Origin of the sequence: Micromonospora gifhornensis (genome assembly GCF_016863515.1) — a bacterium.
GTDB lineage: Bacteria > Actinomycetota > Actinomycetes > Mycobacteriales > Micromonosporaceae > Micromonospora > Micromonospora gifhornensis.
In genome coordinates, this window is the sequence record NZ_BOPA01000003.1 from 192,033 (window position 1) to 206,394 (window position 14,362).

General features: G+C 71.2%; 12 protein-coding genes. 8 read left to right on the forward strand and 4 right to left on the reverse strand.

Translation table 11 applies throughout. The features are described 5' to 3' along the window. The first annotated feature begins 102 nt into the window (after positions 1 to 102). Entirely contained in the window at positions 103 to 1,041 is a 939-nt protein-coding gene (locus Vgi01_RS02290; RefSeq protein ID WP_204289995.1) for an esterase/lipase family protein, read from the forward strand. Positions 1,042 to 1,278: 237 nt separating this feature from the next. Here Vgi01_RS02290 and Vgi01_RS02295 read toward each other — a convergent pair whose 3' ends face one another. Then, positions 1,279 to 2,151 carry an aldo/keto reductase gene (locus Vgi01_RS02295; RefSeq protein ID WP_204289996.1) on the reverse strand — a complete coding sequence of 291 codons (873 nt, stop codon included), beginning with the start codon at positions 2,149 to 2,151 and terminating at the stop codon, positions 1,279 to 1,281. 209 nt (positions 2,152 to 2,360) lie between these two features. Between Vgi01_RS02295 and Vgi01_RS02300 the strand changes: the two genes are divergently transcribed. The 5 genes from Vgi01_RS02300 to Vgi01_RS02320 all read left to right on the forward strand — a co-directional run bounded on the left by Vgi01_RS02300 (position 2,361) and on the right by Vgi01_RS02320 (position 7,317). Continuing rightward, positions 2,361 to 2,729 carry a YciI family protein gene (locus Vgi01_RS02300; protein ID WP_102660243.1) on the forward strand — a complete coding sequence of 123 codons (369 nt, stop codon included), beginning with the start codon at positions 2,361 to 2,363 and terminating at the stop codon, positions 2,727 to 2,729. Positions 2,730 to 2,971: 242 nt separating this feature from the next. Beyond that, positions 2,972 to 4,420: a pyruvate kinase gene (gene pyk / locus Vgi01_RS02305; RefSeq protein WP_102660244.1), complete on the forward strand. Its 1,449-nt coding sequence runs from the start codon at positions 2,972 to 2,974 to the stop codon at positions 4,418 to 4,420. Beyond that, the gene (locus Vgi01_RS02310) at positions 4,417 to 5,301 is read left to right on the forward strand and encodes an acyl-CoA thioesterase (protein WP_102660245.1); all 885 of its coding nucleotides are present in this window, start codon (positions 4,417 to 4,419) and stop codon (positions 5,299 to 5,301) included. The genes pyk and Vgi01_RS02310 overlap by 4 nt, the downstream gene beginning before the upstream one ends. A gap of 84 nt (positions 5,302 to 5,385) precedes the next feature. Further along, a complete protein-coding gene (locus tag Vgi01_RS02315; protein ID WP_102660246.1) occupies positions 5,386 to 5,847 on the forward strand; it encodes an RrF2 family transcriptional regulator in 462 nt (153 codons plus the stop codon). 426 nt (positions 5,848 to 6,273) lie between these two features. Further along, positions 6,274 to 7,317: a sulfite exporter TauE/SafE family protein gene (locus Vgi01_RS02320; RefSeq protein ID WP_204289997.1), complete on the forward strand. Its 1,044-nt coding sequence runs from the start codon at positions 6,274 to 6,276 to the stop codon at positions 7,315 to 7,317. Between the two features lie 10 nt (positions 7,318 to 7,327). Here Vgi01_RS02320 and Vgi01_RS02325 read toward each other — a convergent pair whose 3' ends face one another. Further along, a complete protein-coding gene (locus Vgi01_RS02325) occupies positions 7,328 to 8,755 on the reverse strand; it encodes a pyridoxal-dependent decarboxylase (protein ID WP_239088764.1) in 1,428 nt (475 codons plus the stop codon). A 212-nt stretch (positions 8,756 to 8,967) separates the two neighbouring features. Here Vgi01_RS02325 and Vgi01_RS02330 point away from each other — a divergent pair, with 212 nt between their 5' ends. Continuing rightward, positions 8,968 to 11,277, forward strand: a complete 2,310-nt coding sequence (locus Vgi01_RS02330; protein ID WP_204289998.1) for a rhamnogalacturonan lyase family protein — start codon at positions 8,968 to 8,970, stop codon at positions 11,275 to 11,277. Positions 11,278 to 11,553: 276 nt separating this feature from the next. Here Vgi01_RS02330 and Vgi01_RS02335 read toward each other — a convergent pair whose 3' ends face one another. Both Vgi01_RS02335 and Vgi01_RS02340 read right to left on the reverse strand, forming a co-directional pair. Further along, entirely contained in the window at positions 11,554 to 12,558 is a 1,005-nt protein-coding gene (locus Vgi01_RS02335; RefSeq protein WP_199180326.1) for an LLM class flavin-dependent oxidoreductase, read from the reverse strand. A gap of 56 nt (positions 12,559 to 12,614) precedes the next feature. Continuing rightward, positions 12,615 to 13,094 (reverse strand): Lrp/AsnC family transcriptional regulator, encoded by a 480-nt coding sequence (locus Vgi01_RS02340; protein WP_102660251.1) that lies wholly within the window; start codon positions 13,092 to 13,094, stop codon positions 12,615 to 12,617. Between the two features lie 101 nt (positions 13,095 to 13,195). On the opposite strand from Vgi01_RS02340, the gene Vgi01_RS02345 reads away from it, so the two are divergent. Further along, positions 13,196 to 14,353, forward strand: coding sequence for a trans-sulfuration enzyme family protein (locus Vgi01_RS02345; RefSeq protein WP_204289999.1), 1,158 nt, complete (start codon positions 13,196 to 13,198; stop codon positions 14,351 to 14,353). Positions 14,354 to 14,362 lie beyond the last annotated feature (9 nt).

Below are 14,362 nucleotides of genomic sequence, written 5' to 3' on the forward strand. Positions count from 1 at the left end.
ACGTTTCTGGATTGTGACGGGATCATCATTGCACGGTCGATCGGACACACCCCCCACCCTTGCCCCGGCAACCCCGGGGTTCTCCCCATGGGAGGTGCAGCGATGCTGCTCCGAAAGGCTGTCCCCGTCCTCGCGCTGACCCTCGCCGCCGTCCTGTCGGCGCCCCCCGCCTCGGCCGCCGCAACCTCGGACGCTGCGGTCGCTGCCGAAGCGCCGGCCACCACCGCTGCCGTCACCTCCGGCCCATCGGCGGCCGCCAAAACGCCGGCCAGGACCGTCGCCGCTGAAGCGCCAGCCACCACCACTGACGGACCGGCCGTCACCACGGCCGCCGATGCGTCGGTCGCCGGCGCGGCCGGTGACGGGCTCGGTGCCCTCGCCAATGCCAACCCGGTGATCGTGGTTGGTGGGCTCAGCGGCATCGCCGCGGTCTACCAGCCGCTGGCTGCCCGGCTGCGCGCCGACGGCTACCGGGTCTGGGTCTACGAGCTGCCCAATCTCGGGCTCGGCGACATCGCCGCCTCCGCCGGCAGCCTGCGCACCTTCGTCGGAAAGGTCCGAACCAGCACCGGCGCGGCCAAGATCGACCTGGTCGCCCACTCCGAGGGTGGCCTGGTCAGCCGGTACTACATCAAGAACCTGGGCGGCGGCGACATCGTCGGTCGTTACGTCAGCCTCGGCACCCCCCAGTACGGCACCTACGTCGCCAACATGCTGGCGTTCCTCGGCCTGGGCAGTTGCGCCGGAATCGTCGCCTGCCAGCAGATGACCATCGGTTCGTCGTTCCTCGCCGCGCTCAACGCGGGTGACGACACTCCCGGCCCGGTCCGCTGGACCACCGTACGCACCTGGCAGGACGAACTCGTCCGCCCGGTCGACAACGCCACGCTGGCCGACGGCGCGACGAACGTCCTGATCCAGGCCAAGTGCCCACTACGCGTGGTAGGTCACCTGGCCCTGGTCGTGGACGGCACCACGTACTCGATCATCCGCCAAGCCCTCCGCGACCACCCCATCAACCCCTCCTGCCTAGCCCTCTAACCCTCCCTCCCCCACCCCACCCTCCCCACCCCACCCCACCCCACCCACCCCACCCTCCCCACCCCACGCGCCGCATCGCGCCGCTCGCACCCCCCGTCGCCGCGCCGATCTTGCACTTTCCGACGGGACATAACGGGGCATAGGGGCGCATTAAGGCGACCAAGAGTGCAAGATCGCGGAGGGGTGGGGGTGGGGGTGGGGGCTGGGGGTGGGGTGGGGGTGGGGGTGGGGAGGGGGTCAGGTGGCGGTGGAGAGGGTTTTGTATTCGGTGTCGGTCAGGGTTACCTGGGCGGCGGCGACGTTCTCCTCCAGGTGGGCCACCGAGGAGGTGCCGGGGATGGGGAGCATGACGGGGGAGCGGCGCAGCAGCCAGGCCAGGGCGAGCTGGGCGGGGGTGGCGCCGTGCTCGGTGGAGATCGCGTCCAGCGGGCCGCCGGGGCGGGCCAGTTCGCCGGTGGCGATCGGGTACCACGGGATGAAGGCGATGTCGTTGCCCTCGCAGTAGGTCACGACGTCCTCGGCCTTGCGGTTGACCAGGTTGTAGAGGTTCTGCACGGAGGCGATCGGCGCGATCTGGCGGGCCGCCTCGATCTGCTCGACGGTCACCTCGGACAGGCCGATGTGCCGGATCTTGCCCTCCTCCTTGAGCAGCAGCAGCTCACCGATCTGGTCGGCCAGCGGCACCTTCGCATCGATGCGGTGCAGCTGGTAGAGCCCGATGCTCTCCAGGCCCAGGTGGCGCAGGCTCAGCTCGCACTGCTGACGCAGATACTCCGGCCGACCGAGGGGACGCCAGTCACCCGGGCCGCTGCGCGACAGGCCGGCCTTCGTCGCAATGACCAGATCATCGGCGTACGGGTGCAGCGCCTCCCTGATCAGCAGCTCCGAGACGAACGGCCCGTACGAGTCGGCGGTGTCGATGAACGTCACGCCCAGCTCGTACGCCCGGCGCAGCACCCGTACCGCCTCGGCCGGGTCCTTCGGGTCGCCCCAGACGCCCGGGCCGGTGATCTGCATTGCCCCGTACCCGAGCCGGTCGACGGTCAGGTCACCGCCGATCCGGTAGGTGCCGGAGGCCTTGGCGGGTCGAGTGTCAGCATTGCTCACCATGTCATTCCCATCGCGTCGATCGTCCTCGTCGGCCAATCTAGCCGTCATCACGGCTCCCCGCTCCGATCGCGACACCATCGCGGTACGCCCCGGATCTGCTGAGCGCCCGGTGCGACCTGCCGGTTCATGCAAGGCTGGACGGTACCGCCGCGTGTGCCGCCGTCGGGCGCAGACGGGCCGCGAAAGGGCGGGCCGCGAAAGGGAGCGTCATGACCGCAGAGCCGAACCTCGACTTCGCGCTTGACACGTACGAGTGCATCGTGCTTTATCCCGGCACGGCCGGACGGGCGCTGCCCCCCGAGACCATCCAGCGGTTGCAGGCCGAGCACGCCGAACACATGCAGGCGCTCCAGCGGCGGGGCATCATCCTGGTGGTCGGAGCGGTCGACGGCAACGAAGCCCGGGAGCCGGACCCGCCGCTGGGCTTCGGTCTGGCCCGCACCGGCTCGGTCGACGACGTGCGCAGCGTGATGGAGGCCGACCCGGCGGTGCAGGCCGGGCTCTACCGGGTGGACGTGATGACCTTCCTCTGTCCGGCCGGTTCGCTCGAGTTTCCGCTGGTCAAGACGGAAAGCTGAACGGCAGAGCGGGTTGACGTTCGGCAATCGTGCGGTCACGAGCGGTTGTCGGAACGGAGCGGCTCGGCGCACCCTGGCATGGGAGGCGTACCATTCCGGCGCGCGGTCGCTGATGCCCGCCATCGACGTTCCGGCGTGGCTACGCCCGCCGGCAGCGCGCGTACGTCGCGCGCCGTTGGACAATTGTTCCGCTTTGCGCAAGGGGTCGGCCCGTGGTCCGACCCGGAGGAGAGACTAGCCTGATGGGCGTGACACGCCGCGCGAAGATCGTTTGTACTCTTGGTCCTGCCACCTCGTCGCCCGAGCGCATCCGTGGGCTCGTCGAGGCCGGCATGAACGTGGCGAGGCTGAACTTCAGCCACGGCAGCCACGCCGATCACGAGGCGGTCTACCACCTGGTCCGCGAGGCATCGGAGGCGACCGGCAAGCCGGTGGCGATCCTGGCCGACCTGCAGGGGCCGAAGATCCGGTTGGGCCGCTTCGCCGACGGCCCGCACGAGTGGCGCACCGGTGACTCCGTGGTGATCACCGGAGACGACGTGTTGGGTAGCAAGGAGCGGGTCTCCTGCACCTACCGCAAGCTGCCGCAGGAGGTCAAGCCCGGTGACCGGCTGCTGATCGACGACGGTCGGGTGGCCGTCGAGGTCACCGACGTCACCGGCAACGACATCCGGGTGCTTGTCACCGAGGGTGGGCCGGTCAGCAACAACAAGGGCGTTTCGCTGCCCAACGTGGCGGTCAGCGTGCCGGCCATGTCCGACAAGGACGCCGAGGACCTGCGCTTCGCCCTCGGGCTCGGGGTCGACCTGGTCGCGCTCTCCTTCGTCCGCTCCGCCGACGACATCAAGCTGTGTCACGGCATCATGAACGAGGTCGGCGTACACCGGCCGGTGCTGGCCAAGGTCGAGAAGCCGGAGGCGGTCGACCACCTGGAGGCCATCGTGCTGGCCTTCGACGGCGTGATGGTCGCCCGCGGTGACCTCGGCGTGGAGCTGCCGCTGGACGAGGTGCCGCTGGTGCAGAAGCGCGCCGTGCAGCTGTGCCGGGAGAACGCCAAGCCGGTCATCGTGGCCACCCAGATGCTCGACTCGATGATCGAGAATTCGCGGCCCACCCGCGCCGAGGCCTCCGACGTTGCCAACGCGGTGCTCGACGGTGCCGACGCGGTGATGCTCTCCGGTGAGACCAGCGTGGGCAAGTACCCGGTGCTCACCGTCAGCACCATGGCCAAGATCGTCAGCACCACCGAGTCGGGCTCGATCGCCGTCCCCCGCCTCCAGCACGACCCGCGTACGCACGGTGGCGCCCTCACCGTCGCCGCGTCCTCGATCGCCCGGGCCATCGGCGCCAAGGCGCTTGTCGCCTTCTCGCAGACCGGCGACACCGTGCGCCGGCTCAGCCGGCTGCACTGCGACCTGCCGCTGCTGGCCTTCACCCCGGTCCCGGAGGTGCGCAGCCAGCTCGCCCTCTGCTGGGGCGTGGAGACCTTCCTGATGCCGTTCGTGCAGCACACCGACGACATGTTCCGGCAGGTCGACCAGGCGCTGCTCGGGCTCAACCGGGCCACGCCGGGCGACTACGTGGTGATCGTGGCGGGCAGCCCGCCCGGCACCCCCGGCTCCACCAACACCCTGCGGGTGCACCAGCTCGGTTCGCTCGTCGACGCCGCCTCGGCGCGGGCCCTGCAGTGACCGACGACCAGGTGCTCGTCGGTCAGGCCGCCGTCGACCAGCTGCTGGAGGTTCTCGACCTGGTGCCGACCGGCACCAGGTCGTTCCGGGGGATGAGCCCCCCGGTCGGACCCCAGCGGGTGTACGGCGGACAGGTCGCCGGCCAGGCCCTGGTCGCTGCCGGCCGCACCGTCGACCCGGAGCGGGTGGTCCACTCGCTGCACGGCTACTTCGTGCGCCCCGGTGACCCGGTCGAGCCGATCGAGTACGAGGTGGAGAGCATCCGGGACGGCCGGTCCTTCTCGGTGCGCCGCTCGGTGGCGCTGCAACACGGCGAGCCGATCTTCTTCATGTCGGCGTCGTTCCAGCGCCCCGAGGAAGGGCTGGACCACCACGCCCCCGTCCCGCCGGACGTGCCCGCGCCCGACCAGGTGCCCACCATGTCCGACCGGCTGGCCCGCTACCCGGAACGCCTGGGCGTCTGGGGGCAGATTCCCCGGCCCATCGACGTACGCTACGTCGGCGAGCCCGGCTGGGTACGCCCCGGCGACCGTCCCGCGGACCCGCACCAGCGGGTGTGGATGCGCATCGACGGCAAGCTCCCCGACGATCCGCTGCTGCACGCCTGTGCCCTCACCTACGCCTCCGACCTCACCCTGCTCGACTCGGTGCTCTCGGTGCACGGCGAGGTGTGGGGCCCCGGCGGTGTGGTGGGCGCGAGCCTCGACCACGCGGTGTGGTTCCACCGGCCGTTCCGCGCCGACGAGTGGTTCCTCTACGACTGCTGGAGCCCGTCGGCCTCCGGCGCGCGGGGCCTGGCCACCGGCAGGTTGTTCACCGTCGACGGACGGCACATCGCCAGCGTCGTCCAAGAGGGACTGCTGCGCCGCGTCGGCGCCTGACCCGGCGGCCGTACCATCCGGATCAGCCGATCGGTGCAGGGGTGATCGTCCAGGTGGAGCCGCGGGCCGACTAACCTGTCGGGCATGCGACTCTCCGCCCGGGTGGACTACGCCCTTCGAGCGGTCACCGAGCTGGCCTCGGTGGCCGGGGCCGGGCGTGGCCGTCCGGTGACCGCCGACCAGATCGCCCGCGCCCAGGACATCCCGCCGAAGTTCCTGGAGAGCATCCTGCTGCAACTGCGCCGCGGCGGCATCATGCAAGCCCAGCGGGGACCCGAAGGCGGCTACTGGCTGGCCCGGCCCGCCGAGGAGATCTCCCTGGCCGACGTGATCCGGGTGATCGACGGCCCACTGGCCCACATCCGCGGGCAGCGGCCCGAGCAACTCGGCTACCAGGGCGCCGCCCGAGCGTTGCAGGACGTCTGGATCGCGTTGCGCGCCAACGAACGTCAGATCCTCGAACTGGTCACCGTCGCCGACGTGGCGCAGGGCACGCTGCCCGAGCAGGTCACCAAGCTGGTCTCCGACCCCCGCGCCTGGACCTGACCCCCGCGCCTGGACCTGGCCCCCGCGCCTGGACCTGGCCCCCGCGCCTGGACCTGTCACGCCCGCTGCTGGACTTGACAGCCACTCCTGGACCTGGCGCGCGCCCTGCTCGGCCGCGCCGGCAGAGGTATGCCTCGGCCCCTTTGCTCTGCTTCAACCGACGCACCGATTTCCGCACGGGATCGGTGCGTGGAGTGAAGCAGAGCAAAGGGGCCGAGGTGGGGAACGGTGCCCAGGTGGGCAAGGGATGGTTCGGGGCGGGCCGGCGGTGGCTCGGGTGGGGGAGCGGTTGTCCGGGTGGGGGCCTGGGGTGGGGGAGCGACGAGGGTGTCGTCTCATTGACTGATCGGGGGGTTGACCGCAGGCCCTCCAATGCCGCATTGTCGACCAAGTTGATAGGAGTTGCCGAAAAGTTGGGGGACGGCCGTGCGCAAGCTGCTGGTCATCGCGCTCGTCGGGCTCGCCGCCCAACTGGTCGACGGGGCACTCGGCATGGCGTACGGGTTGACCTCCTCCACGCTGCTGCTCCTGGTCGGGGTCGCGCCGGCTGCCGCGTCCGCCTCGGTGCACCTGGCCGAGATCGGCACGACCCTCGCCGCCGGCACCGCTCACTGGCGGTTCGGCAACGTCGACTGGCGAGTGGTGACCCGCATCGCCATCCCCGGCGCGGTCGGTGCGTTCGCGGGTGCCACCTTCCTCAGTTCGCTCTCCACCGAGGCAGCCGCCCCGTGGATGGCCGCGATCCTGTTCACGCTCGGGGCGTACCTGCTGGTGCGCTTCTCCCGGCCGTTGCGTCGCAACCCGGCGGCCGGGCAGCTGCGCGGGCGGTTCCTCGGGCCTCTCGGGCTGGTCGCCGGATTCGTCGACGCCACCGGCGGCGGCGGATGGGGGCCGGTCGCCACGCCGGCCTTGCTGGTCAGCGGGCGGATGGAGCCCCGCAAGGTGATCGGCTCGGTGGACACCTCCGAGTTCCTTGTCGCAGTCTCGGCCAGCCTCGGCTTCCTCATCGGTCTGGGCACCGAGGGTTTCCTGCTGCCGATCGTGCTCGCCCTGCTCATCGGTGGTCTGATCGCCGCACCGATCGCCGCCTGGCTGGTGCGCATCGTGCCCGCCCAGATGCTCGGCGCGGCCGTCGGCGGTGTGATCGTGTTGACCAACGCCCGCATCCTGATGCGCACCGCCGAGCTGGAGGGCTCCCTGCCGGTACTGGTCTACGTGCTGCTGGCAGCCGGTTGGGTCACCGCCCTGGTGCTGGCGGTGCGGCTGGTGCTGCGGGCCCGTCGTCAGCGGGCGACCGCCGAAGCAGCCAGCCTCCAGGCGGCCAACACCGAGGCGGTCAACACCGACAAAGCCAACGCCGAGGCGGTCAACGCCGACAAAGCCAACACCGACAAGGCCAGCACCGACGACGCCGACTCGGGTGCGGCGGCAGCGCCGGAGGTCACCGCCCTCTCCGGCGCCGACCGCTGACCGGACCGGGTCAGTCGGCCAGGGCTGCCGCCTGCGAGATCAGCTCCCACGCCTCGTCGACGTGGGCCTCGGTGGTCTGCGGCGCGCCGACCGCCAGACGCAACGTGTGCCGGCCGGCCACCCGGGTGTGCGTCAGATAGACCCGGCCGGTGCCGTTGACCGCCGCCAGCAGGCGTTCGTTCGGCCCGTCCGGGCCGCGCAACCGGAAACACACAAGGCTGTACGGATGCGGGGCCATCAGTTCGAACCGGTCGTCGGCGCGTACCCGGTCGGCGAACCGGGCGGCCAGTGCCACCCCGCGCCGGATGTGCTCGCGCAGGCCGTCGACGCCGTACCAGCGCAGCACGAACCACAGTTTCAGGGCACGGAACCGCCGACCCAGCGGCACCTGCCAGTCCCGGTAGTCGATCACCGCACCGGATTCGGTGGCGGCGTTACGCAGGTACTCCGGCAGGACGGTCAGCGCCTGCACCAGCTCACCGGCGTCGGCCACCCAGAACGCGTCGCAGTCGAAACCGGTGAGCAGCCACTTGTGCGGGTCGAAGCAGTAGGAGTCGGCGTACTCCAGACCGGCGTGGCCGAACCGCAACTCCGGGCAGATCGCCGCCGCCCCGGCGTACGCGGCGTCGACGTGCAGGAACACCCGGTGCTCGGCGCAGATCGGGCCGATCTGCGGCAGCGGGTCGATCGCCGTGGTGGAGGTGGTGCCCACGGTCGCCACCACCAGGGCCGGCACCACCCCGGCGGCCCGGTCCGCCTCGATCGCCGCCCGCAGCGCCGCCGGTGACATGGCCCGGGTCACCGGATCCACCTCGATCAGCCGTACCCCGTCGGCGCCCAGCCCGGCGATCCGGGCCGCCTTCTCGACCGACGAGTGCGCCTCGGTCGACGCGTACACCCGGTAGCGGCGGTCGACGCCCGCCTCGCGCCAGCGCCCGCCGCCGGCCCGGTGCAGGGCGACCAGGGTGGCCACCAGCGTGGCCGACGAGGCCGAGTCCTGGATGACCCCGCCGCCGGGACCGGTGGAGCGGAACCGGGCCGGCAGATCCAACGCCTGGGCCAGCCAGTCGAGCATCACCGTCTCCAGCTCGGTGCAGGCCGGTCCGGTGGCCCAGAGCATGCCCTGCACGCCGAGACCGGCACTGACCATGTCACCCAGCACGCTGGGACCGCTGGTGTTGGCCGGGAAGTACCCGAAGAAGCCCGGATGCTGCCAGTGGGTCAATCCGGGTGCGACCAGCTTGTCCAGGTCGGCGAGGACGGACTCGACTGGTTCGCCCTCAGCCGGCGGATCGGTCGGCAACCCGGCCGCCACCGCGTCGGGCCGGCCCTGCGAGGTCACCGGGCGCTCGGCAACTGTGGCCCAGTAGTCGGCGATCCAGTCGACGACCGCGTACCCGGCCTGACGGAACTCCTCCGGTGTCATGTGCGCTGCCACCGGAGGAGTTGACCAAAAGGGCTGGCCCGGAAGCAAGCTGTGGCCAACCGATTGTGTGCCGAAAACGCGTGCCCTAGCATCGCAGCTGCGCGGGAAACCAATTACCGACGTCGATGCGTCGGGATCTCTGCCGCCAGCGCGGCACCCGTCGGCGACGGGCACGCCGGCGAAGCCACCACTGCCGCGCGCCCGACCTCCACCGGAGGACCTCCATGCCCCGCACCGTCCGTCGGGTCATCGTGCTCGCCACCGCCACGGCAACCACCCTCGCCGCCGGCGTACTTACCAACCTGACCGCCTCGGCCGCCGCCACCGGCTGCCGCGTCGACTACCGCATCACCAACCAGTGGGGCGGCGGCTTCGGCACCGACGTCACCGTCACCAACCTCGGTGACCCGCTCAACGGCTGGACGCTGACCTGGGCCTGGCCCGCCGCCGGCCAGCAGGTCACCCACGCCTGGAACGCCACGGTCAGCCAGTCCGGCGCGCAGGTCAGCGCCCGCAACGTCGACTACAACGCCACCATCGGCAGCAACGCCAGCACCGGCTTCGGGTTCAACGGCTCGTGGACCGGCACCAACCCGGTGCCCACCAGCTTTGCCCTCAACGGCACGACCTGCACCGGCGACACCACTCCGACCACCCCGCCGCCGACGACCCCGCCGCCCACCACACCGCCGCCCACCACACCACCTCCGACGACTCCGCCTCCGACGACTCCGCCTCCGACCACCCCGCCACCGACGACCCCGCCGCCGACGACTCCACCACCCGGGTCGATGCAGGCGGAGAACCTGGACCGAGGGTTGGTCAGCGTCCGGTCCGGGTCGGCCAACCTGGTCTCCTGGCGGCTGCTGGGCACCGAGACCACCGGGGTGGCGTTCAACCTCTACCGGGGCGGCACCCGGGTGAACGCCAGCCCGATCACCGGGGCCACCAACTACCTGGACAGCGGGGCCGCCGCCGGTGCCACGTACACCGTGCGGGCCGTGGTGAACGGCGTCGAACAGGCCGACTCCGCCCCGGCGTTGCAGTTCCCGGGCGGCTACCTCGACGTACCGTTGCAGGTCCCGCCGGGCGGCACCACACCCAGCGGTGAGGCGTACAGCTACTCGGCCAACGACGCCAGCGTCGGCGACCTCGACGGCGACGGCAGGTACGAGTTCGTGCTCAAGTGGGAGCCGTCCAACGCCAAGGACAACTCGCAGTCCGGCTACACCGGCAACGTCTACGTCGACGCGTACACCCTCACCGGCGCCCGGCTGTGGCGCATCGACCTGGGGCGCAACATCCGCGCCGGCGCCCACTACACCCAGTTCCAGGTGTACGACTACGACGGTGACGGCCGCGCCGAAGTGGCAATGAAGACCGCCGACGGCACCCGTTCCGGCACCGGGCAGGTGATCGGCAACGCGAGCGCCGACCACCGCAACTCCAGCGGCTACGTGCTCGCCGGCCCGGAGTACCTGACCATGTTCGACGGTCGTACCGGTGCCGCCCTCTCCACCGTCAACTACGACCCGCCCCGCGGCACCGTTTCCTCCTGGGGCGACTCGTACGGCAACCGGGTCGACCGGTTCCTCGCCGCCACCGCCTACCTCGACGGCCAACGCCCCTCACTGATCATGGCTCGGGGCTACTACACCCGCGCGGTCATCGCCGCCTGGGACTTCCGCAACGGCAGCCTCACCAGGCGGTGGACCTTCGACTCCAACGCCAGCGGCAACGGCGCCGCCGCCGGGCAGGGCAACCACAACCTGTCCATCGCCGACGTCGACGCAGACGGCCGACAGGAGATCGTCTACGGTGCCGCCACCATCGACGACAACGGTCGACTACTGCACTCCACCGCCACCGGCCACGGCGACGCCATGCACGTCGGCGACCTCGACCCGACCCGACCCGGCCTGGAAGTCTTCAAGGTCAACGAGGACGGCAGCAAGCCCAGCTCCTACCTCGCCGACGCCCGCACCGGCCAGCTCATCTGGTCCACCCCGCCCGGCGGGGACAACGGCCGGGGCGTCTCCGGCGACATCTGGGTCGGCAGCCCCGGCGCGGAATCCTGGTCCTCGGCGGTCAGCGGCCTGAACAACACCCGAGGCCAGAACGTCGGCCGCAAACCGTCCTCGACCAACTTCCTGATCTGGTGGGACGGCGACCCGGTACGGGAACTGCTCGACGCCACCCGCATCGACAAGTACGGCCCCAACGGCGACACCCGCCTGCTCACCGGCGCCGACGTGGCCGCCAACAACGGCACCAAGGCCACCCCGGCACTGTCCGCCGACATCCTCGGTGACTGGCGGGAAGAGGTGGTCTGGCGTACCAGCGACAGCCGGGCCCTGCGGATCTACAGCACACCCACCCCGACCAGCACCCGCATCCACACACTGATGCACGACATGCAGTACCGGGTCGCCGTGGCTTGGCAGAACACCGCCTACAACCAGCCGCCGCACCCGAGCTTCTTCCTCGGCGACGGGATGGCCGTCCCGCCCGCCCCGCGCATCTACCTGCGCTGACGCCGGGAAGCTGAAGCCTGGAGAAACGGACAGGCACCGGGCCGCAATCGCGGAATCCGCTCAACTGCGGCCCGGTGCCCCACACCGCGGCACCCCCGACCCGTCCCGACCGGAGAGTGCCGTACCACCACCGGTTATAAAGTTAAGCGCACTCCGCGTCGCGGGGGTGACGCTCCCATGAAGATCGTGTTTCACGGCACAGAACCGCTGTGACCTGGGCCACCATCGCCGGCGCGCCAGACCTGCCCGGCCCGCGCCCCACGCCTGTGCCTTCACTCAGCGTCGCAGGCCCCCGGCGACCCGCTCGGCGATCAACTCGAACGACCGCACCCGGTCGTCGATGTCGTACACCATCGTGGTGAGCATCAACTCGTCCGCCCCGGTCCGCGCCAGCAGGTCGCCCAACTGCCGGGCCACCGTCTCCGGCGAGCCGGTCGCCTGCCCCTCGCGCCGCTGCGCCACGAACTCCCGCTCCAGATCGGTGTACGGGTACGCCGCCGCCTCCTCGGGCGAGGCCAGCGGCTCCGGCCGCCCGGCACGCAACCGCAGGAACGACAACCCGGCCGGCCCCGCCAACCACTCGGCCCGCTCGTCGGTCTCCGCACAGACGGCGTTCACCGCCACCATCGCGTACGGCTGCTCCAGCCACCGCGACGGGCGGAAACTCTGCCGGTACAACGCCAACGCCGGCACCGTGTGCTGCCCGCTGAAGTGATGCGCGAACGAGAACGGCAACCCCAACGCGCCGGCCAACTGGGCGCTGAACCCGCTGGAACCCAGCAGCCACACCGCCGGCCGCTGACCCCGCCCCGGCGAGGCCATGATCCGCCCCGAGCGCTCCTCGTCGAAGAAGTCCATCAACGCGGCCAACTCCTGGGGGAACTTCTCCGCCGACAGCCCCTCCATCGTCCGGCGCAACGCCAGCGCGGTCACCTGGTCCGTGCCCGGCGCCCGCCCGATGCCCAGGTCGATGCGGCCCGGATGCAGCGCCTCCAGAGTGCCGAACTGCTCGGCCACCACAAGCGGCGCGTGGTTGGGCAGCATCACCCCACCCGAACCCAACCGGATCCGGCTGGTGTGCGCGGCCAGATGCGCGATCAGCACCGCCGGCGCCGACGACGCGATCGCCGGCATGTTGTGGTGCTCGGCCACCCAGAACCGGTGATAACCCAGCTCGTCGGTGCGTCGCGCCAACTCGGTGGTGTGCCGCAACGCCTCACCGGCAGACGCGCCGACTGCGACGGGGGCAAGGTCAAGAACAGAAAGCGGTACGTCGATCACAGCGGCTGCCAACCCGCGAGATGCCGGTTTTGTTCCCGCCGCGACCCCCGGCGTGATCAGCCCAACCCGCGCGCCTGCTCGAAGATCAGGCTGGTCTGGGTGTGCTGCACCGCCGGATCCACCGCCAGATGATCAAGCACGAAGTCCCGCAGCGCCTCGGCCGAGGCGGCCCGCACATGCAGCACGTAATCCTCCGCCCCCGCCACATGGAACACCGACACCACCCCCGGCAGCCGCACCGAACGGGCCCGGAAGGCGTCCACCGCCGCCCGCGCGTGCTCGGTCAGCCGTACCGACACCAGCGCCTGCAACGGCAGACCCAGCGCCGCCGGATCGACGTCCGCGTAGAACCCGCGGATCGCCCCGCTCTCCCGCAACGCACGGGTACGCGCCAGACAGGTCGACGGGGCCACCCGCACCCGTTCGGCCAGGGCGTTGTTCGCCAGCCGCCCGTTGGCGGACAACTCCGCCAGGATCGCGCGGTCGGTGTCGTCGAGGGCCGCGAACGGCCGTAGAACATTCGATACGAGGGGCATGAAGTGATCTTCCAGCGAACAAGTGCGCACCGGAAGGGGGGTGTTACGAATTAGTTTCAGATCTGTTGCCAAAGATGAACCGGTCATTCGATCCTGTCGGCATGACGACCGTGGACACCCGAGCCGTGCACGCCGGCCGTGAAGACCTCACCGGCCTCGGCGTCCACGTGCCGCCCATCGACCTGTCGACCACCAACCCCCTGCCCTCGGTCGACGGCGGCGGCGACGCGTACGAGGCACTCGCCACCGGCAACCCGCTACCCGCCGGCGCCAGCGCCGTCTACCAACGGCTGTGGAACCCCACAGTGGCCCGCTTCGAAACCGCCCTCGCCGAACTCGAAGGCACCGCCGAAGCCGTCGCCTACGCCAGCGGCATGGCCGCCCTCACCGCCGCCGTACTCGCCGCCACCCGCGACGGCAAACGCCACCTGGTCGCCGTACGCCCCCTCTACGGCGGCACCGACCACATCCTCGCCACCGGCCTGCTCGGCACCGAGGTCACCTGGGCCCGACCCGACCAGGTCGCCGCCGCCATCCGCCCGGACACCGCACTGGTCATCGCCGAAACCCCGGCCAACCCCACCCTCGACCTGCTCGACATCGCCGCCCTGGCCGAGGCCGCCGGAGACGTGCCGCTGCTGATCGACAACACCGTCGCCACCCCGATCCTGCAACAACCCGCCCGGCACGGCGCCCGGCTCGTGCTGCACAGCGCCACCAAGAGCATCGGCGGCCACGGCGACGTCCTCGCCGGAGTGGTCGCCTGCGACACCGAATGGGCCGCCCGACTGCGCCAGGTCCGCGCCGTCACCGGCGCCATCCTGCACCCCCTCGGCGGCTACCTGCTGCACCGTGGCCTGCAGACCCTGCCGCTGCGGGTCCGCACCCAGCAGGCCGGTGCCGAGAAACTCGCCGCCTGGCTCAGCGAACACCCCGCCGTCACCCGGGTGCACCACCCCGGCCTCGACGACCCCGCCGGGCTCGTCGGCCGGCAGATGTCCGGCCCCGGCAGCCTGCTCGCCTTCGAGGTACGCGGCGGCGCCCCCGCCGCCGCAGCCGTCGCCGGCGCCTGCCAGCTCATCACCCACGCGGTCTCACTCGGCGGAGTCGACACCCTCATCCAGCACCCGGCGTCGCTGACCCACCGACCCGTCGAGGGCGACGCCAAACCCGCCGCCGCCCTGCTGCGCCTTTCCGTCGGCCTGGAGGACCCCGAGGACCTGCGCGAAGACCTGGCCCGGGCACTCGCCGCACACTGACACCCTGCC